24 protein-coding genes and 1 tRNA gene are annotated in these 26,578 nt (G+C 53.9%); 15 read left to right on the top strand and 10 right to left on the bottom strand.

Features of this window, described 5'->3' with window-relative positions; genetic code table 11:
• Positions 1 to 17 precede the first annotated feature (17 nt).
• On the bottom strand, positions 18 to 815 hold the full coding sequence (locus JDW22_RS08855) for a LysR substrate-binding domain-containing protein (protein WP_235965105.1): 798 nt from the start codon (positions 813 to 815) through the stop codon (positions 18 to 20).
• A gap of 367 nt (positions 816 to 1,182) precedes the next feature.
• On the opposite strand from JDW22_RS08855, the gene JDW22_RS08850 reads away from it, so the two are divergent.
• The 3 genes from JDW22_RS08850 (at position 1,183) to secB (ending at position 2,724) form a co-directional block, all read left to right on the top strand.
• Positions 1,183 to 1,875, top strand: a complete 693-nt coding sequence (locus JDW22_RS08850; protein ID WP_200522710.1) for an OmpA family protein — start codon at positions 1,183 to 1,185, stop codon at positions 1,873 to 1,875.
• 84 nt (positions 1,876 to 1,959) lie between these two features.
• Entirely contained in the window at positions 1,960 to 2,220 is a 261-nt protein-coding gene (gene grxC, locus JDW22_RS08845; RefSeq protein WP_200522754.1) for a glutaredoxin 3, read from the top strand.
• 33 nt (positions 2,221 to 2,253) lie between these two features.
• Positions 2,254 to 2,724, top strand: coding sequence for a protein-export chaperone SecB (gene secB / locus JDW22_RS08840; protein WP_200522709.1), 471 nt, complete (start codon positions 2,254 to 2,256; stop codon positions 2,722 to 2,724).
• Positions 2,725 to 2,889: 165 nt separating this feature from the next.
• Here secB and JDW22_RS08835 read toward each other — a convergent pair whose 3' ends face one another.
• The 4 genes from JDW22_RS08835 to mpl form a co-directional block, all read right to left on the bottom strand.
• Positions 2,890 to 3,330, bottom strand: coding sequence for a molybdenum cofactor biosynthesis protein MoaE (locus JDW22_RS08835; RefSeq protein WP_003798125.1), 441 nt, complete (start codon positions 3,328 to 3,330; stop codon positions 2,890 to 2,892).
• 2 nt (positions 3,331 to 3,332) lie between these two features.
• On the bottom strand, positions 3,333 to 3,569 hold the full coding sequence (locus JDW22_RS08830) for a MoaD/ThiS family protein (protein ID WP_200522708.1): 237 nt from the start codon (positions 3,567 to 3,569) through the stop codon (positions 3,333 to 3,335).
• Positions 3,570 to 3,663: 94 nt separating this feature from the next.
• Positions 3,664 to 4,956 carry a serine--tRNA ligase gene (gene serS, locus JDW22_RS08825; RefSeq protein ID WP_200522707.1) on the bottom strand — a complete coding sequence of 431 codons (1,293 nt, stop codon included), beginning with the start codon at positions 4,954 to 4,956 and terminating at the stop codon, positions 3,664 to 3,666.
• Between the two features lie 345 nt (positions 4,957 to 5,301).
• Positions 5,302 to 6,660, bottom strand: a complete 1,359-nt coding sequence (gene mpl, locus JDW22_RS08820) for a UDP-N-acetylmuramate:L-alanyl-gamma-D-glutamyl-meso-diaminopimelate ligase (protein WP_200522706.1) — start codon at positions 6,658 to 6,660, stop codon at positions 5,302 to 5,304.
• 101 nt (positions 6,661 to 6,761) lie between these two features.
• Between mpl and JDW22_RS08815 the strand changes: the two genes are divergently transcribed.
• A complete protein-coding gene (locus tag JDW22_RS08815) occupies positions 6,762 to 6,977 on the top strand; it encodes a hypothetical protein (RefSeq protein WP_200522705.1) in 216 nt (71 codons plus the stop codon).
• Between the two features lie 170 nt (positions 6,978 to 7,147).
• On the opposite strand, the gene JDW22_RS08810 is transcribed toward JDW22_RS08815, so the two are convergent.
• On the bottom strand, positions 7,148 to 7,939 hold the full coding sequence (locus JDW22_RS08810) for a 3'-5' exonuclease (RefSeq protein ID WP_200522704.1): 792 nt from the start codon (positions 7,937 to 7,939) through the stop codon (positions 7,148 to 7,150).
• A gap of 194 nt (positions 7,940 to 8,133) precedes the next feature.
• Between JDW22_RS08810 and JDW22_RS08805 the strand changes: the two genes are divergently transcribed.
• Positions 8,134 to 8,961: a DsbC family protein gene (locus JDW22_RS08805; protein WP_200522703.1), complete on the top strand. Its 828-nt coding sequence runs from the start codon at positions 8,134 to 8,136 to the stop codon at positions 8,959 to 8,961.
• A 121-nt stretch (positions 8,962 to 9,082) separates the two neighbouring features.
• Here the strand turns inward: JDW22_RS08805 and alr are convergent, their stop codons facing one another.
• Complete coding sequence (gene alr / locus JDW22_RS08800; protein WP_200522702.1) at positions 9,083 to 10,315, bottom strand: alanine racemase; 1,233 nt, start codon at positions 10,313 to 10,315, stop codon at positions 9,083 to 9,085.
• 298 nt (positions 10,316 to 10,613) lie between these two features.
• Between alr and menA the strand changes: the two genes are divergently transcribed.
• Positions 10,614 to 11,495: a 1,4-dihydroxy-2-naphthoate octaprenyltransferase gene (menA, locus tag JDW22_RS08795; protein ID WP_200522701.1), complete on the top strand. Its 882-nt coding sequence runs from the start codon at positions 10,614 to 10,616 to the stop codon at positions 11,493 to 11,495.
• A gap of 58 nt (positions 11,496 to 11,553) precedes the next feature.
• Here the strand turns inward: menA and JDW22_RS08790 are convergent, their stop codons facing one another.
• Positions 11,554 to 13,335, bottom strand: a complete 1,782-nt coding sequence (locus JDW22_RS08790) for a 2-isopropylmalate synthase (protein ID WP_200522700.1) — start codon at positions 13,333 to 13,335, stop codon at positions 11,554 to 11,556.
• A gap of 209 nt (positions 13,336 to 13,544) precedes the next feature.
• On the opposite strand from JDW22_RS08790, the gene JDW22_RS08785 reads away from it, so the two are divergent.
• The 5 genes from JDW22_RS08785 to JDW22_RS08765 all read left to right on the top strand — a co-directional run bounded on the left by JDW22_RS08785 (position 13,545) and on the right by JDW22_RS08765 (position 18,079).
• A complete protein-coding gene (locus JDW22_RS08785; RefSeq protein ID WP_200522699.1) occupies positions 13,545 to 14,516 on the top strand; it encodes a class 1 fructose-bisphosphatase in 972 nt (323 codons plus the stop codon).
• 337 nt (positions 14,517 to 14,853) lie between these two features.
• The gene (gene pheT, locus JDW22_RS08780; protein WP_200522698.1) at positions 14,854 to 17,205 is read left to right on the top strand and encodes a phenylalanine--tRNA ligase subunit beta; all 2,352 of its coding nucleotides are present in this window, start codon (positions 14,854 to 14,856) and stop codon (positions 17,203 to 17,205) included.
• Positions 17,206 to 17,369: 164 nt separating this feature from the next.
• Positions 17,370 to 17,666 (top strand): integration host factor subunit alpha, encoded by a 297-nt coding sequence (locus JDW22_RS08775; protein WP_040559049.1) that lies wholly within the window; start codon positions 17,370 to 17,372, stop codon positions 17,664 to 17,666.
• Complete coding sequence (locus tag JDW22_RS08770; protein WP_003798168.1) at positions 17,656 to 17,973, top strand: hypothetical protein; 318 nt, start codon at positions 17,656 to 17,658, stop codon at positions 17,971 to 17,973. The genes JDW22_RS08775 and JDW22_RS08770 overlap by 11 nt, the downstream gene beginning before the upstream one ends.
• Before the next feature lie 29 nt (positions 17,974 to 18,002).
• A tRNA-Pro gene (locus JDW22_RS08765) sits at positions 18,003 to 18,079 on the top strand.
• A 165-nt stretch (positions 18,080 to 18,244) separates the two neighbouring features.
• On the opposite strand, the gene JDW22_RS08760 is transcribed toward JDW22_RS08765, so the two are convergent.
• Together JDW22_RS08760 and JDW22_RS08755 are read right to left on the bottom strand one after the other, a co-directional pair.
• The gene (locus JDW22_RS08760; RefSeq protein ID WP_200522753.1) at positions 18,245 to 19,711 is read right to left on the bottom strand and encodes a surface lipoprotein assembly modifier; all 1,467 of its coding nucleotides are present in this window, start codon (positions 19,709 to 19,711) and stop codon (positions 18,245 to 18,247) included.
• Between the two features lie 125 nt (positions 19,712 to 19,836).
• The gene (locus JDW22_RS08755; RefSeq protein ID WP_200522697.1) at positions 19,837 to 20,736 is read right to left on the bottom strand and encodes a factor H binding protein domain-containing protein; all 900 of its coding nucleotides are present in this window, start codon (positions 20,734 to 20,736) and stop codon (positions 19,837 to 19,839) included.
• Positions 20,737 to 20,951: 215 nt separating this feature from the next.
• On the opposite strand from JDW22_RS08755, the gene JDW22_RS08750 reads away from it, so the two are divergent.
• The 4 genes from JDW22_RS08750 (at position 20,952) to JDW22_RS08735 (ending at position 26,554) form a co-directional block, all read left to right on the top strand.
• Positions 20,952 to 21,617, top strand: a complete 666-nt coding sequence (locus tag JDW22_RS08750) for a DUF4272 domain-containing protein (RefSeq protein WP_200522696.1) — start codon at positions 20,952 to 20,954, stop codon at positions 21,615 to 21,617.
• 118 nt (positions 21,618 to 21,735) lie between these two features.
• Positions 21,736 to 23,928 carry a RelA/SpoT family protein gene (locus JDW22_RS08745; RefSeq protein ID WP_200522695.1) on the top strand — a complete coding sequence of 731 codons (2,193 nt, stop codon included), beginning with the start codon at positions 21,736 to 21,738 and terminating at the stop codon, positions 23,926 to 23,928.
• Between the two features lie 188 nt (positions 23,929 to 24,116).
• Positions 24,117 to 25,910 (top strand): aminopeptidase P family protein, encoded by a 1,794-nt coding sequence (locus tag JDW22_RS08740; protein ID WP_200522694.1) that lies wholly within the window; start codon positions 24,117 to 24,119, stop codon positions 25,908 to 25,910.
• 176 nt (positions 25,911 to 26,086) lie between these two features.
• Positions 26,087 to 26,554, top strand: coding sequence for a hypothetical protein (locus JDW22_RS08735; RefSeq protein ID WP_200522693.1), 468 nt, complete (start codon positions 26,087 to 26,089; stop codon positions 26,552 to 26,554).
• Positions 26,555 to 26,578: the final 24 nt, after the last annotated feature.

The raw sequence follows: 26,578 nt of genomic DNA, 5'->3' as shown, positions 1-26,578 counted from the left end.
CTAGATGTTGTTCTTTTTTATTTTTTAACGACCCCGCCCCCCCCCAGCCCCCACCCGAAAGGGGCCGTCGGCAGCGTCAGAGGTGTAAAAGAGACAGCCCCCAAGCCCAAACGCACATAATCCAACAACACCCCCCCGTCATCCGACTCAAACACCGTATGCCAAGACAACCGCGCCCGTGCAAACGCCCGCGCCGCCAAAGCCCCCCCGTCAAACGCAAAACCATAAGTCAACAGCGGCAACGCCGCCACATCCGCCAACGAAATCTCCCCCTTGCTCGCCAGCTCATGCCCGCGCGGCAACACCAACACATACCGCCATTCCCCAAACGACAGCTTGCGCAAATCCTCCCCATTCCCCGCCACATCCATCGTCAAAGCCAAATCCGCCTCCCCGTTAAACACCATCCCCATCAGCTCGGCAGGACTCCCCTGCTTCAACACCAAATGCACATCAGGAAACAACGCCCGAAACCCCGCCAACACACTCGGCAGCCTGAAACGCAACAAATCATGCGTCGCCCCCAGCGTAAACGACCCGCTCTCCGTCTTCGCAAACTCCCCCCCGATATTCTTAATATTGCGCACCCCCCGCAACACCTGCTCCGCCGTCTCCAAAACCGCCATCCCCACCTGCGTAACCGCCACAATCCGCTTGCCGCTACGAATAAAAATCTGCACCCCCAGCTCATCTTCCAACAACCGAATCTGCTTAGACACCCCAGGTTGCGAAGTAAACAACGCCTCCGCCGCCTCCGACACATTCAAATTATGGCGAAACACCTCCACCGCATAACGCAACTGCTGCAACTTCATCACATCATTCCAAAAACAAAAACACACAAATGTAACACGCCCCCCAATACAACGCAAAAACAAGCCCCACACCACCGCCTAACCCCGCCCCAGCAGCCAAAAAACCACACCATCTTGTTGCATTTATGCAACTACACCGCCCCACAAACACAAAAATATATGACAAAGAACAGATACTTGGGTATCGTTAAACCGCAACGCGCAACCAGTCAAACGCAAAAAACATTGACAGGACAGCCCCAAATTCTTATAGTAAGCATTGGTAAAAATTTGGGTTCGCGCCGAAGTTTCATTCAAGCAACAGCCTGAAATCTCAACGTGGCAAACACAAAACCTGCCAAAATCATTTTCTTGATGAGGGAATAACATGACTAAACAAATCAAATTAAGCGCATTAATCGTAGCCCTGATGGCCTCCACAGGTGCAATGGCACACTCAGTGCACGGTTATACTACCAGCCAAGGTTCAGGCGAAGTTGTACGCAACAACTACGGCGAATGTTGGGAAAACACCTATTTAGACAAAGCCACTAACGGCTTGGTTGAATGCGGCGACAAAGCCCCAGATGCACCCGCTCCTCAAGTTGTTACCGAACAAGCACACGAAACCATTTCTCTGCAATCTGAATTCCTGTTCGGTTTTGACAAATACAACTTGCGTCCAGAAGCCATCACTACTCTGAACGACTTGTCTGCTAAATTGTCTCAAAGCAACGTACAATCAGTGCGTGTAGAAGGTAATACCGACTTTATGGGTTCAGACAAATACAACCAAGCATTGTCTGAGCGTCGTGCCAATACTGTTGCTAACTACTTGGTACAACAAGGTGTTCCTGCTGACCGCATTTCTGCTGTTGGTTTGGGTGAAACCCAAGCACGCATGACTGAACAATGTCAAGCAGAAGTAGCTAAATTGGGTAAAAAAGTATCCAAAGCTAAAAAACGTTCAGCACTTATCGCATGTATTGAACCTGACCGTCGCGTAGACATCCAAGTTGATTCTTTGGTAACACGCGAAGTTCAACGCGAAGTAGCTGCTCCCGCTCCTGCTGCGCAATAATAGGTTGTTAAAATGATTTGAAACTGGGTTCTTAAATCTTTTTAAGAATCCAGTTTTTTGCAATTTGTAGAACGAAAGAACACGATGCAGCATGTGAAAATGTACACAGGCACTTTTTGCCCTTATTGCACGATGGCAAAGCAATTATTCAAACAAGTAGGCGTGGATGAAATTGAAGAAATCAATGTCAGCCGCTCACCTGCCGATTTTGCCCAAATGCAGCAATTAACAGGGCTGCGCTCTGTGCCGCAAATTTTTATTGGCGAAACACACATTGGCGGTTTTACTGATTTATATGCGTTGCATCAAAAAGGCGGTTTGCTGCCTTTGCTTCAAGCTGAATAATTTATTTTTAACCACGTTATTAAAGGAATCATCATGAGTGAGAAAAATCCCGCTCCGCAACAAGAAACCGCGTCTGCACAACCTGTGTTCAGCGTAGAAAAATTGTATGTGAAAGATTTGTCTTTGGAAGTGCCCCACGCGCCCAAAATTTTCTTGGAACAAGAAACGCCCGAAGTGGACATGCGCATTAACACCACCGCTTCCAAAATTGAAGAAAACTTTTTTGAATGCGTGGTTACCGTTACCGTTACCGCTAAATTGGCGGATAACCGCGTGGTTTTCTTAAACGAAGTGAGCCAAGCGGGCATTTTCCGTTTGGAAAACATCCCTGAGGATGATGTGAACGTGTTGCTGGGCGTGGCTTGCCCGAACATTCTGTTCCCTTACGCGCGCGAAGTGGTTTCTTCAACGGTTACGCGCGCGGGCTTCCCGCCTGTGTTGCTGGCTCCGATTAACTTTGAAGCGATGTTTAGCCAAGCGCAAGAAGAGCAAGCAGCGGCTTGATGCGGTTGAGACAAAGGCAGCCTGAAACGTGAAATGTCGTTTCAGGCCGCCTTTTTATGTTTTACGCGATACGCTTCACCCGCGGGCTTGCATAGCGCCAGCCCCTGCCCCATCCTGTATCCTGTTTTCAGGCTGCCTGACGCAACACGCATAGGCAGCCTGAAATCATTTCGCTAACGCTTCGGCGTTTGCTAACCACGCGGGCAGCTGCTCCGCGCTGCCGTCGGTGTAAAACTCTTGTTTCCAAATCGGCACTTCGGCTTTAACGGTGTCGATAATAAAGCGGCAGGCGGCAAAGGCGGCATCGCGGTGCGCGGCGCTAACGCCCACGAATACGGCGATTTCGCCGATGGCGAGCTTGCCCACGCGGTGCACGCAGACGGCATCTTCAATGGCGAAGCGTTGTTTGGCTTGGGCGATGATGGCTTCGCCTTGGCTTTGCGCGAGCTGGGCGTAGGCGGTGTAAACGAGGTAATCCACGGTTTTGCCGTCGTTATGGCGGCGCACCCAGCCTTCAAAGCTGTTGAACGCGCCGCAACGCTCGTTTTGCGTGAGCTGTTCGCGCAGGACTTGGACGTTGATGGCTTGGTCGGTGAGGGCAAACATGGCTAGCCTCCTGCCACGGGCGGGATAAACGCGATGGTGTCTTGGTCGGCAAGGGCTTCGTGCCAATCGCAAAACACATGATTGCGCGCCGCGCGCAGGGGCACGGCGGGAAGGGGGTAACGCTGTTGCAGCTCGGCATAGAGTTCGGCAACGGTGTGGGCGGCGGTGGTGCAGGTTTCTTGGTCTTTGCCTGTGGCTTCGCGCAAGGCGGCGAAATAAAGTAGTGTGATGTTTTTCATGATGTTTGTGTATGTATGAGGCAGCCTGAAAACGGATGCAGCGAGTTTCTGCGAAACGTTTTCAGGCTGCCTTTGGGGTTTTAATATGCAGATTTTAGGGTTCTAGTTTTTCCAAACCGCCCAGATAAGGGCGCAACGCTAGCGGAATATTGATGCTGCCATCGGCGTTTTGATGGTTTTCCAGCACCGCCACCAAAGTGCGCCCCACCGCCAAGCCCGAGCCGTTGAGCGTGTGCAGCAAGCGGTTTTTGCCGTCTTCGCCTTTAAAGCGGGCTTTCATGCGCCGCGCTTGGAAATCCTCGCAGTTGGAGCAGCTTGAAATCTCGCGGTAGGTGTTTTGCGCGGGCACCCACACTTCCAAATCATAAGTTTTCGCCGCGCCAAAGCCCATATCGCCTGTGCACAGCGTAATCACGCGATACGGCAATTCCAGCAGCTTCAAAATATTTTCCGCGTGCGACACCATCTCTTCTAGCGCGGCATACGAGTTTTCAGGCTGCACCACTTGCACCATCTCCACCTTGTCAAACTGATGCTGGCGGATTAAGCCGCGCGTGTCCTTGCCGTGCGAACCCGCTTCGCTGCGAAAACAGGGCGAATGCGCGGTGAACTTCAACGGCAAATCTTTCTCCGCCACAATCTCGTCGCGCACGATGTTAGTGAGCGTAACCTCCGCCGTGGGAATCAGGTATTGCGACAATTTGCTCTCATCGCCGCCGCGCGTAACGTGGAATAAATCCTCGGCAAACTTGGGCAGCTGCCCCGTGCCCAGCAGCGCGGCATCGCTCACGATATACGGCGTGTAGCATTCGGTGTAGCCGTGCTGCTGCGTGTGCGTGTCCAGCATAAACTGCGCCAACGCCCGATGCAGCCGCGCCACTTTGCCTTTCATCAGGCTAAACCGCGCGCCCGACAATTCTGCCGCTTTCTCAAAATCCAAGCCCAGCGCCGCGCCCAAGTCCACATGGTCTTTCACTTCAAAATCAAAGGTTTTGGGCGTGCCGACTTTGCGCACTTCCACGTTTTCGGTTTCATCCTTGCCCACGGGCACGCTCGTGTGCGGCAGATTGGGGATGCGCAGCAGCAAATCGTCCAAGGCAGCCTGAATTTGCGGCAAATCCTGATTGAGCTGCTCTTGCAGGGCTTTCACCTGCGCCACTTCGACTTTCACCGCCTCGGCTTCATCGCGCTTGCCCTGCTTCATCAGCTCGCCGATTTGCTTGGACAGCGTGTTCACTTTTGCCTGCGCTTCCTCGCTTTGCACTTGCAGGGTTTTGCGCCGGTGTTCCAGCTGTTCAAACGCGGCGGTGTCCAATTCAAAGCCGCGCGCGGCCAATCGCGCCGCCACGCCTGCCAAATCGTTGCGCAGTAGTTGGATGTCTAACATGATGCTTTTTCCTTGTTTTGTTAATTTGTGAAAAGGGATATTTTAAACCAAAACGGGGTTTCAGGCTGCCTTTGGGGCTTGCCGGCAGGGTTGGGCTACACGGCGTGGTACGCGGCGCAACGCGTGAAATGGCAAATGCACGACGCAATAGATTTTCAACCTCCGCTACGCTGCGGCATACCCTTTTGGCTTTGCATAAGTTTGCATGGCTAAATCAAAGATTTAGATGCTCACTTATACCCAAATCAAAGATTTGGACAAAAGAGCAAGGCTGCTTCAGATGGATAAGGCAGCCTGAAAACGATGTGGGGCGATGAAGCAACAGATAGCTTCTTGAAATTGCTTTCAGGCTGCCAACTGCGCCAGCAGTTTCTCGTGGATGCCGCCGAAGCCGCCGTTGCTCATAATCAAAATATGGTCGCCTGCTTGGGCGGCGGCGGCGATGCGGCGGATAAAATCGTCCAACTGCGTGCCGATGTGGGCTTTATCGCCCAGCGGGGCGAGCGCGGCGGCAACGTCCCAATCTACGCCGCCTGCGTAGCAAAACACTTGGTCGGCATCTTTCAGGCTGCCTGCTAGGGCGGCGGACATGGTGCCGAGTTTCATGGTGTTGGAGCGCGGTTCTAGCACGGCGATAATACGCGCGCTGCCGACTTTTTGGCGCAAGCCCGCTAGGGTGGTTTCTATGGCGGTGGGATGGTGGGCGAAGTCGTCGTACACGGTGATGCCGTTGGCGATGCCTTTAATTTCCATGCGCCGTTTCACGTTTTTAAACTGGCTCAATGCTTGGCAACTGTGCTCAACGCGCACGCCGACGTGTTGCGCGGCGGCAATCACGGCAAGGGCGTTCAGGCGGTTGTGGTTGCCGAGCAAATCCCATGCGATGTGCCCAACGGTTTCGCCTTGATATTGCACGTCAAACGCGCCGTCGGGCTGCACGTTGGCGATTTGCCAATGGGCGTTGTCGCCAAAGGGGGCGACGGGTGTCCAGCAGCCTTGGTCTAACACGGTTTTCAGGCTGCCCGAACGGGCGTTGGCGATGATTAAACCTTCGCTGGGAATGGTGCGCACAAGATGGTGGAACTGGGTTTCTATGGCGGCGAGATTGGGGAATATGTCGGCGTGGTCGTATTCCAGATTGTTGAGAATGGCAGTGCGCGGGCGGTAGTGGACAAATTTGCTGCGTTTGTCAAAAAAGGCGGTGTCGTATTCGTCGGCTTCAATCACGAAAAAGGGCGATTCGTTTTGCGGCAGGCGGGCAGAAACGTTAAAGTTTTGCGGGATGCCGCCAATCAGAAAGCCCGCGCCCAAGCCCGCGTATTCCAGCACCCACGCAAGCATGGACGCGGTGGTGGTTTTGCCGTGCGTGCCTGCCACGGCGAGCACCCAATGCTGGTGCAACACGTTTTCGGCAAGCCATTGCGGCCCCGAAATATAGGGCAGGTTGCGGTTGAGAATGGCTTCCACCACTTCCATGCCGCGCTTGGCGACGTTGCCAACCACATACACATCGGCGCGGTAGTCATCCAACTGCGCGGCATCAAAGCCTTCGTGTACACGGATGCCGAGCGCTTCCAGCTGCGTGCTCATGGGCGGATACATTTTGGCATCGCAGCCTGTTACCTTGAAGCCTGCTTGTTGCGCGATGGCGGCGAGTCCGCCCATAAAGGTGCCGCCGATGCCGATGATGTGGATGTGTTTCATGGTGTTTGCTGATGTGAACAAAAGGGAGCGATTATAGCGCAAATAGGGGTGGCTTTTGGATTTGGGCGGGTTGTGCCGCCGCGTGAATAGGCAGCCTGAAAATGGGAAAACGTGGGCAGGATGGATTTCAGGCTGCCTTGTCGTGTGAACATAGGCAGCCTGAAAAGCCCAGTTGCCCTACCATCTTGCCCGTTATTTTTATTTTGCCAGCGCACGGCTTGCAAGCAAGCCGTAGGGGCGCGGGACAAGCGTTTTCAGGCTGCTACGATTGCACCCGCGTTTCAGGCTGCCTTTGGTGGGAAATAATCGGCGCGTAGGGTATATGGCTTTGCCACGCACCATCACACAAGCATGGCTAAACGATGCGTAGCAAAGTCGCACCCTACAACATTTCAGGCTGCCTATGCGGTAAACATAGGCAGCCTGAAACCTTATCCAACCAATAAAAAACCGTTTGGCGCAACACCAAACGGTTTTTTCAGCCTGCCTACCCCCAAGCATCCAAAAACACGCCCCAATGTTCCTTATCTTCGGACAGCGAAAACAAATATTCGTGCAGCTTTTCCACTTCGTTTTCGTATTCATCGCCCGAAAGCGCGCCCGTCATCATGCGAAAGCGTTGGTACACCAGATAAGTATTCGCCACATCGGTTTCGCAGTAATCGCGAATGTTTTCAATCTCGCCGTTTTGATAGGCTTGCCACACCTGCCCGCCATCCATGCCGAGCTTGCCAGGGAAGCCGCACATTTTCGCCAGCTCATCCAGCGGCGCATTGGCGCGCCCCGTGTACATCGCCAGCAAATCCATCAAATCGCAATGGCGCGTGTGGTAGCGGTTCAGATAATTGTTGAACTTGAAATCGCGGCTGTCGCGAAAATCGCCCTCGCCCATGTCCCAATAGCGCGGGGCGGCGATGCCATGCACCAGCGCGCGATAATGCAACACAGGCAAATCAAAGCCACCGCCGTTCCAGCTCACCAGCTGGGGCGTATATTTGGCGATGAGGTTGAAAAATTCGGCGATGATTTCGTCTTCGCCGCTGCTTGGCTTGCCCAGCGTGCCGATGTGGATTTTGTCGCCCCAGCGCAGGCAGCAAGAAATGGCAACAATGCGTTGTAAATGGTGCGGCATAAATTCGCTGCCCGTTTTAGCGCGGCGTTGTTGAAAGGCAAATTCGGCAACTTCGTTGTCCGATAGCGCGGCGGGCAGTTCGTTCAGCAGGCGGATGCTGGGAATATCGGGGATGGTTTCAATATCAAAAACGAGGATGGGAGTCATGGCGGGCTTTCTGTGATAAATAGAGTGAAATGGCTTAAATAAAGATAGGCAGCCTGAAACAAGGTTAGACAGCATTCAAACACATTTTCAGGCTGCTTAAAATATGTTTTCACTATATTTTGAGCAAATCTATTTGCTATTTGCTTGTTTTATTGGTTATATTACGCGCCTTTTATTCACCCGAGAGAAAGCACATGAAATTTCGTTCAACCCTTGCCGCTGCGGTGGTTTTAGCGATGACAGCCTGCGGCGAAGCCCCTGCGGCAAATGGCAAACCCGCATCTGCAAACGCAAAAGCCGCTTCTGCTGCAAGCAAACCTGCGGAAGCCGCCGCCGTTTCCAATAAAAATGTGCCCGATGATGTGGCAAAAACCATCACCAGCAAGCTGGAATCGCGCTATGCCGATCGCAAATTGAAAGTGGAAGAAATCGCCGCCGCGCCCGTGGCAGGCTGGTATGAAGTGGTGGTAAACGGCAAAAACTTAGTGTATGTGGACGCGAGCGCGGAATATATGCTGGTGGGCGATTTAATTTCCACCCAAGATGGCAAAAGCCTCACCGAAGAGCGCAAAGCCGTGTTGAACAAGATTGATTACGACAAGCTGCCGTTTGACAAGGCGATTAAAGAAGTGCGCGGCAATGGCAAGCTGCAAGTGGCGGTGTTCTCCGACCCCGATTGCCCGTTCTGCAAAAAGCTGGAACACGAATTTGGCAAGATGACCGACATCACCATCTACAACTTTATGATGCCGATTCCGCAGCTGCACCCCGATGCAGCGCGCAAATCGGTGCAGATTATGTGCCAGCCCAATGCCACCAAGGCTTGGATTGAATGGATGCGCGAGGGCAAAATGCCCGCCAGCGTGGCAGAATGCGCCAACCATGTCGCCGAAACCACTGCGCTGGGCGAAAGTTTTGGCTTTAACGGCACGCCCACCATTGTGTTCCCCAACGGGCAAGTGCAAAGCGGTTTTGCGCCGTTGCCGCAGTTGGAAGAAGTGATTAAAGCCAATCAGAAATAAGCAGTTGGCGCGTATAAAAAGGCAGCCTGAAAACGTGTTTATGGCGTTTTCAGGCTGCCTTTGCGTTTTAGCTTGGCAGAAACTCGCTTCGCTCGTTTTCAGGCTGCCTTAATGCATTCCCTTATTTCTTCAAAATTTTCGGGTTGGAATTGCCCCACATGGTGTAAATATCGGCAAACAACACATCGGCAATCTCTTCAATCTCCGATTGTTTGATTTCCGCCTTGCCCTGTTTACCAAAAATCACCACCTCATCATTGGCTTGGATGTCGGGAAAATCGGTTACGTCCACCATGGTGGTGTTCATGGAAATTTTGCCCACCACGGGCACTTTATGCCCGCGAATCAACACGTGCCCTTTGTTGGTAAACGCGCGGCGGTAGCCATCCGAATAGCCAAAGGGCAAATTCGCCAAGCGCGAATCGCGTTTGAGCGTGAACGTGCGGTCATAGCCCACCGTCGAGCCTTTGGGATAGCTGTTTACGCTGCCCACGCGCGATTTAAACGCCATCACATATTCCAACTGTTTGCCGCCAATCGGCTCGCCATACAGCAATGCCCCGGGGCGCACCATGTCAAACCGCCCTTCTGGCACAGAAACGGTGGTGAACGAATTGGCGGTATGCAGGGTTAATTTGCTGCGGTCTAATTTGGCAGCCTGAATCAGCCATTTGCTTTGTTCATCAAAGCGTTGCACGCCTTTTTTCACGTCTGCCACGTCTTCAACGGGGAAGTGCGTCATAATGCCTACAATGTTTAAATGCGGCAGCTTGGCAATCGCCAGCGCATCGGCTTTGCCCGATTCGGTGTCTAATGCCAAGCCATTTCTGTCCATACCGCCTGCGTTAAGCGCCAGATGGATGTTGAGTTTTTTGCCCCGTTTGGCAGCGGCAGCATCGGCAAGCTGGGCGGCTTTCAGGTTGCCAAACAATTCTTCAATGTTGTATTGAAAGCCGTCTTCAATTTCGCCTAATGTGGTGGTACGCAGCCGCGCCACCGCGCCTTTGTAGCCGCTGGCACGCACCACGCGGGCTTCATCGTTGCTGGTGATGCCCACGCAAGGGATTTTGTGTTTGATGATTTGCGGCATCAACAATTCAATGCTGTTGCCATAGGCATCGCCTTTGATTACGGCGCAAATTTTTTGTTTCCCGCCCAGCATTTTTTTAACGGCTTCCAAATTGCGCCCAAACGCGGCGGCATCAATTTCTAGCCAAGAATTGGCGGTTTTCAAAGAAACGGTTTCGGGCGTGGCGGGATTGCCATCGCCCAACACAGGCGCGGCTTGGGCGATGGGGACGGCAAATGCGCTGGCAAGCGCGGCGACGATAAGGGTTTTGCGGAAAGTTGCCATGATTAACTCCTTTTATCTAGGCGGTTGAAAATAATGAGTGTACACCAAAAGGAGGAGGGATGTGAGTTTAGACTTTAATTTCAGGCTGCCACATAGCAAAAAGGCAGCCTGAAACGCATTTTCAGGCTGCCTATTGCGGGCTGGCGGGAAATGGCACCGCGCTTGTTGTATAACAGCAGTACAATTTTGGATTTACGTTGAGTTTAAAGGCAACCTGAAACGCGGTTTCGGCTGAAAAAAACGGGCGGATTGTAACATATCGCCTTGATGCAAAAGGAATACAAAAGAAATGCAGATAATGGCTTTATGGCTATTGATTCGCCCGCGCACTTTGCCGCTCACGCTGGGCGTAGTGCTGGCGGCGCACGCGCTGGCAGCGGCAATGGGCGCGTTTGCGTGGCTGCCGTTTGCGCTATCGCTGCTCACGGTGTTGCTGCTGCAAATTTTGTCCAATATCGCCAACGATTACGGCGATGCCTTGCGCGGCACAGATGCCAATCGCAGCCAAAATGCGCCCACGCGGGCAGTAGCTTCGGGGCAGTTGGGCACGGCGGCGGTGCGGCGTTGGCTGGTGGCGACTACGCTGGCGGCAACGGCAAGTGGCGTGGCGTTGCTGCTGGTGTGTTTGCATGGCTGGCGCGATTGGCTGGTGTTTTTGCTGCTGGGCGCGCTGGCGATTGCGGCAGCGTTGGCATACACCTTGGGGCGGCGACCGTATAGTTATCGCGCTTTGGGCGAAGTGGCGGTGTTTTTGAGTTTTGGCTTGCTGGGAGTATGCGGCAATGTGTATTTGCAAACGCACACGCTGCCTGCCGCCGTGTTGCTGCCCGCCGCAGGAAGTGGATTATTGGCAGCAAATGTGTTGCATATCAACAATATACGCGATTTATCCAGCGATTGGGCAGCGGGCAAACACACGCTGGCAAATAAACTTGGCTTTTCAGGCAGCCTGAAAATGCACCGTGCCTTGTTGCTGGCGGGATTGGTGTGTTACGCGCTGTATGCCGTGTTTGCGTGGCAAAGTTTGCTGTGGCTGCTTGCGCTGCCGATGATTCTGCACCATGCCCGCCACGTGGCAGCCGCGCGCAGCGAAGCCGAAGCAGGCGCGGAATTGGGCGCGGCGGTAATGCTGCATTTTGCGGTGAATGCGCTGTTTGCGATTGGGGTATTGCTCACGTAAAAGTAAAAAGAACCAAAGGCAGCCTGAAACTCATTTTCAGGCTGCCTCTATCACAGAACTAAATCCCCTGCGCTTTCACTTTCGCGTCTTTGTCCAATTTGGACAACGCCGACAAATACGCCCGCGTGGTCGCAATCAACACATCGGTATCCGCGCCCTGCCCGTTCACAATCTTGCCATTTTTAGACAAGCGCACTGTGGTTTCGCCTTGGCTTTCCGTGTCTTTGGTAATCGCGTTCACCGAATACAATTCCAGCGTTGCGCCGCTGTTTGCCACGCTTTCAATCGCTTTAAACACCGCATCAACAGGCCCAGAACCCGTTGCCTCGGCGTGTTGTTCCACGCCATCCACGCTAAACACAATCTGTGCGATGGGCGGCTCGCCAGTTTCGGTAACAATGCGTTGCGAGATGAATTTATAACGGTCTGGCGCCAAATTGGACATTTCATCCGAAATCAACGCGTGCAAATCTTCGTCAAAAATCTCACGTTTTTTGTCTGCCAACTCTTTAAACCGCGCAAATGCTGCGTTCAAAGCCTCTTCGCTGCCCAATTCAATGCCCAATTCTTGCAATTTGGTTTTGAACGCATTGCGCCCCGAGAGCTTGCCCAAGGTTAAACGATTCGCCGCCCAGCCTACGCTTTCGGCAGACATAATCTCATACGTTTCGCGGTGTTTTAACACGCCATCTTGGTGAATGCCGCTTTCGTGCGAGAAGGCATTTGCGCCCACAATCGCCTTGTTGGGCTGCACAGGATAGCCCGTAATCGTGGAAACCAGTTTGGAGGTCGGCACGATTTGCGCAGTGTCAATGCCGGTTTCCAAACCGAACAAATCATGCCGTACTTTCAGCGCCATCACGATTTCTTCCAAGCTGGCATTGCCCGCACGTTCGCCCAAACCGTTGATGGTGCATTCGATTTGGCGTGCGCCCGCCTGAATCGCCGCCAGCGAATTGGCCACCGCCATGCCCAAATCGTTGTGGCAGTGGCTCGACCAGACGACTTTACTGCTGTTAGGCACGCTGTTGATGATGGCGCGGATGCGTTCATACCACGCAGAGGGAATCGAATAGCCCACGGTATCGGGAATGTTGATGGTGGTGGCGCCCGCTTCGATAACGGCCGTAAAAATCTCCACCAAGAAATCGTGTTCGGAACGCACGGCGTCTTCGGCGGAAAATTCCACGTCATCGGTATATTCTTTGGCGATTTTCACCGCTTTCACCGCGGCTTCCACCACCTGCTTCGGCTTCATTTTCAGCTTGTGTTCCATGTGGATGGGGCTGGTGGCGATGAAGGTGTGGATGCGGCGTTTGGGTGCGGGGGCAAGCGCTTCACCTGCTTTGCGGATGTCGTTTTCCACCGCGCGGCACAGCGAGCAGACGGTGGAATTTTTCACGGTTTTGGCGATTTCGTGCACGGCTTCCCAGTCGCCTTCGCTGGCGGCGGCAAAACCCGCTTCAATCACGTCCACACCCAGTTTTTCCAACTGGCGCGCCAAACGCAGCTTTTCTTCTTTGGTCATGGATGCGCCGGGCGATTGTTCGCCGTCGCGCATGGTGGTGTCGAATATGATGACGCGGTTGTTTGTGTTCATGGTGTTTTTTTCCAATTCTGCTTGTTGGTGGATAAAAGCGTTCAAATCCAAAGGCCGCCCCTGTGCCTGTGCCAGAGCGGTTAATTTTTGCAACTGATTCAAGGGCAACGAGCCGCGTGTGCGCCATTTATAAATGGCTGCGGTGGAAGCGGCGTTTTCAGGGTCTTGTTGTTTTAAGGCTTCGGCAAGCGCGTTTACGCCGCCAAAGTAGGCGATTAAGCGGTCAATGTCTAATTGCATAGCGGTTTGTCTAACAGGTGATAAAGATGGGCAGATTATACAAGAATTGGACAAATTGGCAAGCAGATTTTGAATTCTATTTGTACAGGTATGCATTTTTTGGACATTTTATCCTGCTTCTGATTTTCAGGCTGCCTATACCCGCCCGCCAAAGGCAGCCTGAAAATGCTATACTCGCGCTTCCTACATTTCACTACACGAGCAAAACCATGACCACACTCGCCCAATTTCTGCGCGACCACGCCGCGCAACACGCCATCCCACACGATTTAATCGCCACCGTTTCCAGCATCATCCAAGCCTGCACCCAAATCAGCGCGCGCGTGCGCTTGGGTGCGCTGTCCGGCGTGCTCGGCGAAGCGGGCACGGGCAATATTCAAGGCGAAACACAAAAAAATTTAGACGTACTCGCCAACCAACTGTTGATTGCCGCGCTCCAAGCCACGCCCAGCGTGGCAGGGCTGGCGAGCGAAGAGGAAGACACCTTTATCGCCTGCAACGAAAACGGCAGCCATCTCGTGTTGTTTGACCCATTGGACGGTTCGTCCAATATTGATGTCAACATTTCCATCGGCACCATATTTTCCATCCTGCCCAAGCCACAAGGCAGCCTGAAAACCGAATCTTTCTTGCAGCAAGGCAATGCCCAAATCGCCGCAGGCTATGTGTTATACGGCGTGCAAACCCTGCTGATGCTCACCTTCAAACACGGCGTATACGGCTTCACGCTAAACGAAAACAACGAATTCATCCTAACCCACACCCCAAAAATCCCCGAACAAACCGCCGAATTCGCCATCAACGCATCCAATCAACGCCATTGGGAAACGCCTACACAGCGCTACATCGCCGAGCTACTCGCAGGCAAAGATGGCACACGCGGCAAAAACTACAATATGCGCTGGGTGGCGAGCATGGTGGCAGAAGTCCACCGCATCCTGATGCGCGGCGGCGTGTTTCTCTACCCCAAAGACAACCGCAACCCCAGCAAAGCGGGCAAACTGCGCCTGATGTACGAAGCCAATCCCATGAGCCTGCTGGTTGCCCAAGCAGGCGGCGCAGCCAGCAACGCCCATCAAGACATTTTGTCCATACAACCCAGCGATTTGCACCAGCGCGTTGCCGTAATACTGGGCAGCAAAGAGGAAGTGGAACGCGTAAACCAGCTACACGCAGCCTGAAAAAGGCAGCCTGAAATCGGTTATAATGCCGCGCTGCGAAAAAGGCGCGGCTTTATTTATGGCGGCTTGCGATATATTAAGAACCTGCATTCACTATTTGCATAGGTATCTTTAGTATGTCCTAAAAACGTGGCTACCGCGTTAAAAATGCCCGCAAGATGTCCAACCTTGCTGCACTTTTTGCCTTGTATCCGCGCTTTGATGATGCCGTCAAATCTGCCTATGCAAATAGTGAATACAGGTTCTAAGTTGCCATGCAGTCCTTTTCATTTATAACCGTTCAAAATTAAATTATTGTATTCAAACCAAATATAAAACAACTTACCGAGACAACACCATGCAATTCCCCCACTCATGGCTAACCCAACACGCCAACCCCAACCTATCCCCCGACCAACTCGCCCATCTGCTCACCATGGCGGGCTTGGAAGTGGAAGAAACCGCGCCTGCCACGCCCGCATTTAGCGGCGTAGTCGTTGCCGAAGTCAAATCCGTTGAAAAACACCCCGATGCCGACCGCCTCAACGTTACTCAAGTGGACGCGGGCACGGGTGAGCTGCTGCAAATTGTGTGCGGCGCGCCCAATGTGCGCGTGGGCGTGAAAGTGCCGTGCGCTTTGGCGGGCGCGGTGCTGCCTGAAAATTTCAAAATCAAGTCGACCAAAATGCGCGGCGTGGCATCCAACGGCATGTTGTGTTCTGCCAAAGAGTTAGGCAACGATGACGGCGTAAACGGCTTGTTGATTTTGCCCGATGATGCGCCCGTAGGCATGAATATCCGCGATTATTTGGACTTGGACGACACGCTGTTCACGCTGAAAATCACGCCCAATCGCGCCGACTGTTTGAGCATTAAAGGCATCGCCCGCGAAGTTGCCGCGCTCACGGGTTGCGCATTTAGGCAGCCTGAAATCAAGCAAATGCCTGTTTCATCAGCCAAAACGCAAGCGATCAAAATCGCCACGCCCGATGATTGCGGCGTGTTTTTCACGCGCGTGATTGAAGGCGTGAACGCCCGTGCCGCTTCGCCCGATTGGCTGGTGCAACGCTTGGCGCGGTGCGGCATTCGCAGCGTGTCCGCGCTGGTGGACATCGGCAATTATGTAATGTTGGAAATTGGGCAGCCGATGCACGTTTTTGATGCAGACAAACTTTCAGGCTGCCTTACCGTGCGCCGCGCGCAAAACGGCGAAACGCTGGCGTGCCTTAACGGTAAAACCGTTGAATTAGCGAACAATACTTTGGTGGTGGCAGACGAATCCGCCGCGTTGAGCATCGCGGGTTTAATGGGCGGTGAAGCCAGCGCGGTATCGGACGACACACAAAACATTGTGCTGGAATCGGCATGGTTCGCGCCCGGCATCATCGCGGGCAAATCGCGCCAATATGGCTTCGGCTCGGACAGCTCGTTCCGCTTTGAACGCGGCGTGGACACGCAAATTCAGCGCGATGCGATTGAACGCGCCAGCGAATTGGTATTGCAAATTTGCGGCGGCGCGGCGGGCGAAATCGTGTCCGCAGCGGGTAAGCAGCCTGAAAACCACACAGTGAGCGTGCGCACGGCTCGCGTTGCCCAAATTTTAGGCGTGGACATCGGCGCAGCACGCATCGGCGAAATTTTGCGCGGCTTGGGTTTGCAGCCCGAAGCCAGCGCAGACGGCTTTACCGTGCGCTCGCCCAGCTTCCGCTTTGACATTGAAATTGAAGCGGATTTGATTGAAGAAATCGCCCGCGTACACGGCTACGAAAATATCCCCAGCGACCACACGGCGGGCAAATTAGCCATGCTTGCACTGCCTGAAACGCGCCGTTCTCGCGCCGCGATTTACCGCAAAATGGCGGAACGCGGCTTCCAAGAAGTCGTGAGCTATGCCTTTGTAAACGAAGATTGGGAGCGCGATTTTGCCGCCAACACATCGCCCGTGCGCCTGCAAAATCCGCTGGCAGCGCAGTATAGCGTGATGCGTTCCACGCTGATTGGCGGCTTGATTGAAATCCTGCAAAACAATCTGAACCGCAAACAAAACCGCGTGCGCGTGTTTGAAATTGCGCGGATTTTCCGCGATGAAACGCCGACTGGGCAGCCTGAACGCCTTGGCGCGTTGGTGTATGGCAGCGCGTTACCCGAGCAATGGGGCGTAGCGGCGCGGGCAGCGGATTTTTACGATTTGAAAGCCGATGTGGAAAGTTTGCTCGCGGGCAAAACGGCGGAATTTGTCCGCGCGGAACACCCTGCCCTGCACCCCGGCCGCAGCGCGGAAATTCGCGTAGACGGCACGGCGGTAGGCTTTATCGGCGAATTGCATCCGCAATGGCTGCAAAAATACGATTTGCCGCAAGCGGCGTTGGTGTTTGAGCTGGATATGGCGGCGGTGTTGGCGTGCGAGAAGGTGCGCTATCAGACGGTGTCCAAATTCCAGCCCGCGCGGCGCGATTTGGCGTTTGTGTTGCCCGAAAGCGTGTCGTATGCCGAGCTGGAAGGCAGCCTGAAAACGGTACGCAGCCCGCTAATCCGTGAGATTGCGCTGTTTGACGTGTATCGCGGCGCAGGGCTGCCTGAAAATACTAAGAGCATGGCAGTAAAAATTATCCTGCAAAGCGACAGCGAAACGCTGACCGATGAAGCCGTTGAGCCGATTGTGGCGAAGCTGATTGCAGCGGCGGAAGGCGTGGGGGCGAAGTTGCGTTAGAGATTTTGCACCACAGAATGGAGGCAGCCTGAAACGTAAAATCAAGCATTTTCAGGCTGCTTTTTGTGTAAAGATGAAAATTTTATCCCACTACTCTCTTGATTTTTAATACATTATTTAAGATAATCCGCCCTTATTTTTTGAAACGCAAAGGTAATAAAAACATGACTCTCACCAAGGCAGAATTGGCCGATATTCTGGTTGAAAAAGTAAGCAGCATCAGCAAGCACGATGCCAAAGAAATTGTTGAATTGTTTTTTGAAGAAATCCGCACCACATTGGAGCGCGGCGAAGAAATTAAAATTTCAGGTTTCGGCAACTTCCAGCTGCGCGACAAACCGCAACGCCCTGGGCGCAACCCAAAAACCGGCGAAGAAGTCGCCATCACCGCCCGCCGTGTGGTAACGTTTCATGCCAGCCAAAAATTAAAAGGCATGGTGGAGCATCTACATGATAAATAATGCAAATTTGCCTGCCATTCCTGCCAAGCGTTATTTCAGCATCCCCGAAGCCTGCCGGCTGGCGGGGATTGATGTGGAGCAGTTGCATGAATGGCAGCAGCAAGAAGGCAATGTGTTGGGCAAAGGCGCAAACACGCTCACCCGCTTGGATGTGATTAAGCTGCGCCAGTTGAGCCACAGCATCAGCGATTATTTTGCCCGCGGCGCATTAGACAGCCGCGGCAATCCCGTGATTGGCGCGAACGAAATGCGCGATGAGTTGGCTTCAATGCTGGCGAAAATCGATTCCGCGCTTGCCAACGCGTGATGATTTGCTTATAATGCGCGTCTTTCAGTCGGAGTGTGGCGCAGTCTGGTAGCGCACTTGCATGGGGTGCAAGGGGTCGAAGGTTCGAATCCTTTCACTCCGACCAAAAATACAAAAGCCTAGCTTTTTTAACGAAGCTAGGTTTTGTTGCGTTTATGGGGTCTGCGGCAGCCTGAAAACGGCATTTCTTATTCTTGGCATCGCCACTCCGCTTCGCTATGAAGACCGCCCCAAGGCGTTTTCAGGCTGCCTTCTATCTATCCGTCTATTGCTAAAACCCCCGCTCCACGCTTAAAAACCATTGCGCGTTTTTGCGCGAATAAAACCCTTTCATATTGCTGTCAATCGCCAAATAGCGGAAATTCACATGCGGCGTAAAACCCTTCCACGACAGCTTATCGTGCCACAGCGACACATTCGCCTGATATTCATCATCTTTGCGCGTGTATAAATAAACCAGCGTTCCCGCCTTATCAAACGTGCGCTGCGTGTAGCGCAAATGGGTGCGCAGCCCCAGCCCATTGGCAAACGTTTTTGCCATGCCCAGCCGCACGCCTTTGCGCACCGAAGCCTGCTCCGCATCTTGCGTGATGTCGTGCGACCAATCCACCCCGCCATACAGCAGCCAATTTTGCGGCGCGTAATACATCAGTGTGGCGCTTGCCAGCGGCATTTTGCCGTTGTACCGCTGTGCGGTGGAGGGCTCATCGTATCGCTTGGCAACATAGCCCGCGTTCAGCATCACGCGCCAGCGTTTGCCCAACTGGTGCGAAAAATCGACCTGCACGCCTGCGTTGTGGCTGTATCGGCTGCCGCCCAGCCAGTTTTGCTCAAAAAACGGCACGATGCCCAACGCGCGTTTGACGGTGCGGTTTTTGTAGCCCAGCGCGATATTCACGCTTTGCTCGTCGTATTCATGTTTATCCCAATAAGCCACGCCATCGCCATGCACGCGCCCATAAATAAAATGGTGCCCGCCTAAATTGCGCTCGCGCTCCACGTCCAAGCCATAGCGCAAACCTTGCGCGCTTTGCGGCAGGCTTTCTTCGGTTTTGCGCCAAATGCGCCCGTTGATTTCAATTTCGCGCGCATCGGCGGCGTTGTTCACATTATCGGTGGTTTCGTATTGCAGCGACATTTCAGGCTGCCAATTTTGCGCTTGGGCAATGGCGGCAAGATAACGCTCGGCAACGGCTTGCATGGCGGGCGACAAATCGGGCTTGGCGCGTTCCAGCTCGCGTTTGGCTTCGTTGTATTGCTTGTCTTCAAACAGCATCACGCCCAAATCAAAGCGCGGATAGGCTAATTCAGGCTGCCTTTGCACAATGCCGCGATACAGGGCGGTGGCTTCATTGTGGCGCAACTGCGAGCGGCGCAATGCGCCCAGCGCGTAATCGTAAAGCGTTGGGTCGTGCTGCGGCTCGGCGTGGTAGCGTTCCAGCAGCGCGGGCAGCGTTGCCCAATCGCGGGCGATGATGGCGCGGTTGATTTGCGCTTCCAGCGTGTTGTCGTCTTCGGTCGCGTTGTCGGCAAGGCTTGCGGCCGGCGCGGCGGGCTGGGGCAGCATCTCGTTGGGGATAAGGGCGATTTCGCGGTCGTCAAAGAAAAGGGGGGCGGGGGCGTTGGCAGACGGTTCGTTGGCGATTCGGTGCGCAGGCGGCGCGCCGTTCAGCGCGGTTCGCGTGTCGGCAAGGGCAAGCAAGGAAAGGGGGAGCAGGAGCAAAGGGAGTTTATTCATTTGGGTGGGAGTGTGGAGTGCCATAAGGCAGCCTGAAAACGTGCGGGGTGGGTTTTAGCAAAGCCAAAACCCAGCTTGCAACACGTTTTCAGGCTACCTTTTAAAGTTAAACAGCCGATAAGGGGTTATTGTTTTTTGCCGCCGAAGCCGACTGTACCTTCATCATGCTCTTGGAAAACTGCCCCAGCCACTTCATCGGCATTCGGTCCAAAAATACCCAATTCATAACTTGCCACGCCTTGTTTTTCAGTGGTTGCTGCGCCATTGAGCACACCATAGACATCTTTTTTCTCACCATAAGTAAAGGCGGAATTATTTTTAAATGCCACACCATCTTGAACTTTCACAATATCGCTTTCATGCAGCGTAATGTTGCCTGTTTGATTGATGCCGCTAATGGAACCTGCGCCTTTTTTAGTGTCAAAGTTGATGGTGTAATTCAAATTTCCTTGTTCTTTTTCGGTAAAGGCAACGCCTTTATAGTTAAACGAGCCTGCGCTGGGAAGCGTTTTAGTTGGCTGACCATCCATGTAAGTAACTTCAAAATCGTCTTTTTCAATTTGTCTCAAATTACCAACTTGACCACCTGTTCTTGGCATAGAAAGTACAATCGAATAAAGTTGTTGATACAGATGAAATTTGCCGGTTTGGGTTATGTTTTGAGTTTGCCCGTTGATTTTGGCGGATGCGGTTTCAACAAAATCAACCTGTTTCAAACCATTGCCCAGCGTAGCCAAATCAATATTGCCGCTGGTATAGGTTTTCCCATTCATTTTAAAAGCGTATGAAGATAGATTGGCTGATGGGTCCAAATAACTCTGCACATAGTCCTGTAAATCATTTCTCATATCAGAAACTTTAACCAGCTTGGGCACGCTGAAATCAGCGCGGTTATTGTTGGCATTGTTGTTACTTGTGCCCGGCACATTAAGATTGTTTGAACTGCCGCTGCCGCCTCCGCCGCTGCTGCACGCCGCCAAACAAAGCGCAACCAAAGTGAGCGAACCGAGTTGTTTTAAAGACATGGTGATTTCCTTTCTGCGGGACAAGACGGATTAGGTTGAAAAATCTAATTTTTAAATTAATTTAATTATTGTATATTTTGGTAAATATTTTAATCATTTCGTCTTAACAAAACATAACCGCCGCGCTGAAACCCGCCGCCCCCGTTTTCAGGCTGCCTTCCCCTTCAAACAATGCTATATTCCCCGCCATTCCCCCGCTTATAAGGAGCACGCAAATGAAATCCGCCATCCAACGTCGCGCCGAAAACAACGCCAAATTGCAAGCGCGCGGCATTCACTTTTCCCCCGAGCTGCCCTATCTGAACGAGCAAAACGAAGTGAAAATCCGCAGCGCGCGCGAAATCGCCACGCGGGCGGTGGCTTCGCTGTTTACCACGCTGGCAGCGTTGGAGCAGGAAAACGGCAATTACGACAACGAGCGCGCATTCATCCAATCCAAAATCAACGATTTCGGCGTTCAGGCTGCCTTAACGCCCGCCGAGCGCGTGGTCATCGCGGGCGAAGCGAGCGCGCAGGAGCGCATCAACGCGGTGTGGAAATACGAAGCCTATTGGACGCTGGTGTGGGCGTTGGGCTTTGTGGACGAGCTGGATTTTCCCGACCACATTGTTGACGGCAAAACGGCAATCGGCATCGTGGCGCAATTTAAGCATTTAGACGAAATGGTGGCGGCAGCCAAACTGCGCGATGTGAGCGAGATTTTGGACGAGGCGGATTTGATTTACCGCTACCACTGGGCGTGCGTGGATGCGCGGGTGAACGGCAGCGAACCATTGCAAGGCCTGGAAGAAAGCGTGGTGATGGAACGGCGCGCGGGGCTTTGGTGGATGCTGGACATAGACGGACAAGACGACTGGGACGATGTGGCGATGGATACTTAACTGCCCCCAAGGCAGCCTGAAAACAAGCGAAGCTGAAACGGCATCTGGAATATGTTTTCAGGCTGCCTTTATAATAAGACCCGATGTAGTCCCACACACTCAAAAAAGGAAACCCACCATGAGCGAACTCACCGACCTAGCCCAAGCCCAGCAAGACTACGAAGCCTACACCGCCGCCCAATCGCCCCAAGCGCAAAAACTGCTTGTCTCCGCTCTGCAACTTGCCTCGCAGCATTATCCTCCCGAAGCCAAAACCCACATCGCCCGTGAACCCGTGTTACAGCATCTGCTTGCCGCCGCCAAAATGGTTGCCGACATGGATTTGCTGCCCGAAGCCGTTGCCGCCACCGTGTTAGCCGAAATTTCCAGCTATCTGCCCAACTGGCAAGAAACCTTGTCCGAGCAATGCGGCAAAACGGTGGTAACGCTGGTGCAAGGCATAGACGAAGTGCAAAAGCTCACCCATTTTGCCAAAGTGGACGCGCTGGCAACGCCCGAAGAGCGCGCCGCCCAAGCCGAAGCCATGCGCAAAATGCTGCTGGCGATGGTGTCCGATATTCGCGTGGTGCTGATTAAGCTGGCGCTGCGCACCCGCACCATGCAGTTTTTAGGGCAAACGCCCGACAGCCCCGAAAAACGCGCCGTTGCCAAAGAAACGCTGGATATTTTCGCCCCGCTTGCCAACCGCTTGGGCGTGTGGCAGCTCAAATGGCAGCTGGAAGACTTGGGCTTTCGCCATCAAAACCCCGAAGAATACAAACGCATCGCCAAGCTGTTGGAAGACAAGCGCACCGAACGCTTGGAATACATTGACCATTTTCTCAACATCATCCGCAGCGAAATGGACAAAGTCGGCATTCAATACGATGTGGCGGGCCGCCCCAAACACATCTATTCCATCTACAAAAAAATGGTGAAGAAAAAGCTGGATTTTGATGGGCTATACGACATCCGCGCCGTGCGCATTTTGGTGAACACCATCCCCGAATGTTATGCCACGCTCGGCATCATCCACAGCCTGTTCCAGCCCATCCCCGGCGAGTTTGACGACTACATCGCCAACCCCAAAGGCAATGGCTACAAATCGCTGCATACCGTGATTGTTGGTCCTGAGGACAAAAGCATTGAAGTGCAAATCCGCACCTTTGAAATGCACCAATTCAACGAATTTGGCGTGGCGGCGCATTGGCGCTACAAAGAAGGCGGCAAGGGCGACAGCGCGTATGAGCAAAAAATCGCATGGCTGCGCCAGCTTTTAGATTGGCGCGAAAACATGGCAGAAAGCGGCAAAGAAGACCTTGCCGCCGCCTTTAAAACCGAATTGTTTAACGACACGATTTACGTTTTAACCCCGCATGGCAAAGTGTTGTCGCTGCCTGCGGGCGCAACGCCGATTGACTTTGCCTACGCCTTGCACAGCAGCTTGGGCGACCGCTGCCGCGGCGCGAAAGTGGACGGGCAGATTGTGCCGCTGTCCACACGGCTGGAAAACGGGCAGCGCGTGGAAATTATCGCCGCCAAAGAAGGGCATCCATCGGTGAACTGGCTGCACGAAGGCTGGGTAAAATCGCCACGCGCCATCAGCAAAATCCGCGCTTATATTCGCGCGCAAAATGCGGAAACGGTGCGCGAAGAAGGCAAAAACCAGTTTGAAAAAATCATCAGCAAAATCACGCCCAAGCCCAATCAGCAGCAGCTTTGCGAAAAGCTGGGCTTCAAGCAGCTGGATGATTTGTTTACCGCGTTGGGGCAAGGCGAAATCACGCCGCGCGCCATCCAAAAAGCCTGCGGCGCGTTGGTTGAGCCCGCGCCTGCGCCGATTAGCGCCACCAGCATGGTGAAAAAATCCAAAATCCAGTCGGGCGACAAAAACGGCGTGTTGGTGGACGGCGAAAGCGGCTTGCTGACCACGCTGGCAAAATGCTGCAAACCCGCGCCGCCCGATTTAATCATCGGCTTTGTTACCCGCGAGCGCGGCGTATCCATCCATCGGCAAGGGTGCAGCGATTTTGAGCATTTGGCAAAGCAGTCGCCCGAAAAAGTGTTGCCCGCCAGCTGGGCGGTGTTGGATGCCAACCAAGTGTTTGCGATTGATATTGAAATCCGCGCCAATGACCGCAATGGCTTGCTGCGCGATGTGTCGGACGCGCTGGCGCGCTATAAAGTGAACGTTACCGCGGTGCAGATGCAAACGCGCAATTTGGAAGCGAGTATGCGCGTTACGCTGGAAATGAAAAAGGTGGACGAATTGCCGCGCGTGTTGGCGGGCGTGGCGGAAGTGAAAGGCGTGGCGAGCGTGGCGCGGATTTAGGGGGATAAGGCAGCCTGAAAATATAAATGCTGTTTTAGCTTCGCTCGTTTTCAGGCTGCCTATTGCATCCAACAATCTGCGCAATCAAGCCAAACCACGTTTCCCCGCCATTCCAATCCGCTCTCCATTTATCCTTTCAGGCAGCCTGAAACCCCGTTTTTACTGATTACAAACTAAGGACATCCCCTATGCTCACCCCTCTGCGCCAAACCCTCTCCCAACACGCGCTCGCCGCGCTCATCCTCCCCACCGCCGACCCGCATCTCTCCGAATACATCCCCGAGCATTGGCAATCGCGCCAATATTTTTCAGGCTTCACAGGCTCGGCAGGCGTGCTAGTGGTGCAGCCAGATAGCGCGCAACTGTGGACAGACTCGCGCTATTGGACGCAAGCCGAAGCCGAGTTGGCAGGCAGCGGCATCGTGTTGCAAAAACAAGAAAATGGGCGCAACCACATCGCCCACCTCGCGCAAACGCTGCCCGAACACGCCGCCGTTGGCATCACGCCCGATATGCTCTCCGTGGCGGAGCTGCGCCGCATTCAGGCTGCCTTTGCGCCGAAAAACATCGCGCTCAAACACGATTTGGATTACACCGCCCAAGCATGGGGCAACGACCGCCCTGCCCTGCCCACCGCGCCCGTGTTCGCGCAAAAAGCCGAGTTTGTACCGCAAACCGCCGCCGAAAAACTGCACCGCGTGCGCCAAGCCATGCTCGAAGCAGGCGCAGATTGGCACTTTATCTCCGCGCTCGACGACATCGCATGGCTCACCAACCTGCGCGGTAGCGACATCGCCTACAACCCCGTGTTTCTCTCGCACCTGCTCATCGGCGCAGATGGCACGGCAACGCTGTTTGTTGCGCCCGATAAAATCTCGCCCAACATTCAGGCTGCCTTAAACACCGCTGCCATCCAAATCCAGCCCTATGAACACGCGGCAGACGCGCTGGCGCAGCTTTCAGGCTGCCTGATGTATGACCCCGCCAAAGTTGCCGTGGCTACCGTTTTCAGGCTGCCTCAAAGCCTTGCTACGCGCGAGCAAGCCAACCCCAGCACCCAATTCAAAGCCGAAAAATCCGCCGCCGAAGTGGCAAACATCCGCCAAGCCATGTTGCAAGACGGCATTGCGCTATGCGGCTTTTTCGCCGAGCTGGAACAACGCCTCGCGCAAGACGACACCATCACCGAATACCAAATCGGCGAAATGCTGCTGCACCACCGCAGCCAGCGCGAACACTTCGTCTCCGAGAGCTTTGGCACGATTGCGGGCTACAACGCCAACGGCGCGATGCCGCATTACTCCGCCCCCGCAGACAATTTAAATGGCAAGGGCAGCCTGAAAATCGCAGGCGATGGTCTATTGCTGATAGACAGCGGCGCGCAATACCATTGCGGCACCACCGACATCACGCGCACCATCCCCATCGGCACGCCATCCGCCGCGCAAATCCGCGATTTCACGCTGGTGTTGCAAGCGCACATCGCCCTTGCCCGCGCCGTGTTCCCCGACGGCATCGCCGCGCCGATGATAGATGCCATTTGCCGCGCCCCGCTGTGGCAAGCCCAGCGCGACTACGGGCATGGCACAGGGCATGGCGTGGGCTATTTTTTGAACGTGCACGAGCCGCCGCAACGCATTTCCTACTTCGCGCCCAACACGCCCGAATACGCGCTGCACCAAGGGATGCTCACATCCAACGAACCCGCGCTCTACCGCCCGAACCAATGGGGCATCCGCATAGAAAGCCTAGTCGTTGCCCAGCCTGTTGCCCAGCCGCAAGAAACCCAGTTTGGCGACTACCTTTGCTTTGAAACGGTAACGCTGTGCCCGATTGACACGCGGCTGGTGGATGCCACGCTGCTGCGCCCCTACGAGCGCGATTGGCTCAACGCCTACCACGCCCAAGTGCGCGAGAAACTGCTGCCGTTTGTGAGCGGCGCGGCGAAAAATTGGTTGATTGAACGGACGGCGGTGATTTAGCGGCTATTTAAGGTTTTCAGGCTGCCTAAGCTGCAAAACTAAAACGGCAGCCTGAAAATGTCCTACATCCCCGATGGCGTAACCGAATACGACACCCAACCCGACCCGCTCAACCAAAACCGCGCCAGCCTCATCCGCTTTGCTGCCGCCTGCCCTTATGGATAGGCATGGGCGTGTTGGCAAAGCTGCTTTTTTGGCTACACCAATCCTGCGCCCAAGACTGCAATTTGTCGTTTGGACCGCGCATCGGCGGCGCGATGGGCATGTTTGTGTTGGCAACCTTCACGCTGCTGCGCCAACAAAATATCTGGCTGGAACGCCGTTGCAACGATGCCGAGCGAGGTTGGGCGGTGGGCGAATGGTTATTCAAAATCAGCATCGGCTTGGCGTTTATCGGGCTGCTGTCATCCAGAGCCGCCCTGCTGTTGATTGCGCTGGGCTGGGTGCAATTTGTTTACGGCTTGGCGCTGCCTGCCAACCCCTTGCCCAATATCCAATCCACGGCTTTCCGCATCCCGACACGCCCACGCTGCGCCATACCGCATGGGCAGCGACCGCGCTGGCGGCGGTGTTGCCGATTATCGTATTCGCATAAATCCCGTTTCAGGCTGCCGCTGCCAATCGCAACGCCAAAGGCAGCCTGAAACTCATCTCACCTTAAAAAACAG

The organism is Kingella bonacorsii (assembly GCF_016623605.1).
GTDB lineage: Bacteria > Pseudomonadota > Gammaproteobacteria > Burkholderiales > Neisseriaceae > Kingella_B > Kingella_B oralis.
Note: the sequence above shows the minus strand (reverse complement) of the source record. Positions and strands in the feature narration are given on the sequence as shown.

Excerpts from the sequence above, each read along its gene's own strand:
- JDW22_RS08855 (WP_235965105.1), bottom strand. The coding sequence starts at position 815 with ATGAAGTTGCAGCAGTTGCGTTATGCGGTGGAGGTGTTTCGCCATAAT.
- JDW22_RS08850 (WP_200522710.1), top strand. The coding sequence starts at position 1,183 with ATGACTAAACAAATCAAATTAAGCGCATTAATCGTAGCCCTGATGGCC.
- grxC (WP_200522754.1), top strand. The coding sequence starts at position 1,960 with ATGCAGCATGTGAAAATGTACACAGGCACTTTTTGCCCTTATTGCACG.
- secB (WP_200522709.1), top strand. The coding sequence starts at position 2,254 with ATGAGTGAGAAAAATCCCGCTCCGCAACAAGAAACCGCGTCTGCACAA.
- JDW22_RS08835 (WP_003798125.1), bottom strand. The coding sequence starts at position 3,330 with ATGTTTGCCCTCACCGACCAAGCCATCAACGTCCAAGTCCTGCGCGAA.
- JDW22_RS08830 (WP_200522708.1), bottom strand. The coding sequence starts at position 3,569 with ATGAAAAACATCACACTACTTTATTTCGCCGCCTTGCGCGAAGCCACA.
- serS (WP_200522707.1), bottom strand. The coding sequence starts at position 4,956 with ATGTTAGACATCCAACTACTGCGCAACGATTTGGCAGGCGTGGCGGCG.
- mpl (WP_200522706.1), bottom strand. The coding sequence starts at position 6,660 with ATGAAACACATCCACATCATCGGCATCGGCGGCACCTTTATGGGCGGA.
- JDW22_RS08815 (WP_200522705.1), top strand. The coding sequence starts at position 6,762 with ATGGGAAAACGTGGGCAGGATGGATTTCAGGCTGCCTTGTCGTGTGAA.
- JDW22_RS08810 (WP_200522704.1), bottom strand. The coding sequence starts at position 7,939 with ATGACTCCCATCCTCGTTTTTGATATTGAAACCATCCCCGATATTCCC.
- JDW22_RS08805 (WP_200522703.1), top strand. The coding sequence starts at position 8,134 with ATGAAATTTCGTTCAACCCTTGCCGCTGCGGTGGTTTTAGCGATGACA.
- alr (WP_200522702.1), bottom strand. The coding sequence starts at position 10,315 with ATGGCAACTTTCCGCAAAACCCTTATCGTCGCCGCGCTTGCCAGCGCA.
- menA (WP_200522701.1), top strand. The coding sequence starts at position 10,614 with ATGGCTTTATGGCTATTGATTCGCCCGCGCACTTTGCCGCTCACGCTG.
- JDW22_RS08790 (WP_200522700.1), bottom strand. The coding sequence starts at position 13,335 with ATGCAATTAGACATTGACCGCTTAATCGCCTACTTTGGCGGCGTAAAC.
- JDW22_RS08785 (WP_200522699.1), top strand. The coding sequence starts at position 13,545 with ATGACCACACTCGCCCAATTTCTGCGCGACCACGCCGCGCAACACGCC.
- pheT (WP_200522698.1), top strand. The coding sequence starts at position 14,854 with ATGCAATTCCCCCACTCATGGCTAACCCAACACGCCAACCCCAACCTA.
- JDW22_RS08775 (WP_040559049.1), top strand. The coding sequence starts at position 17,370 with ATGACTCTCACCAAGGCAGAATTGGCCGATATTCTGGTTGAAAAAGTA.
- JDW22_RS08770 (WP_003798168.1), top strand. The coding sequence starts at position 17,656 with ATGATAAATAATGCAAATTTGCCTGCCATTCCTGCCAAGCGTTATTTC.
- JDW22_RS08760 (WP_200522753.1), bottom strand. The coding sequence starts at position 19,711 with ATGAATAAACTCCCTTTGCTCCTGCTCCCCCTTTCCTTGCTTGCCCTT.
- JDW22_RS08755 (WP_200522697.1), bottom strand. The coding sequence starts at position 20,736 with ATGTCTTTAAAACAACTCGGTTCGCTCACTTTGGTTGCGCTTTGTTTG.
- JDW22_RS08750 (WP_200522696.1), top strand. The coding sequence starts at position 20,952 with ATGAAATCCGCCATCCAACGTCGCGCCGAAAACAACGCCAAATTGCAA.
- JDW22_RS08745 (WP_200522695.1), top strand. The coding sequence starts at position 21,736 with ATGAGCGAACTCACCGACCTAGCCCAAGCCCAGCAAGACTACGAAGCC.
- JDW22_RS08740 (WP_200522694.1), top strand. The coding sequence starts at position 24,117 with ATGCTCACCCCTCTGCGCCAAACCCTCTCCCAACACGCGCTCGCCGCG.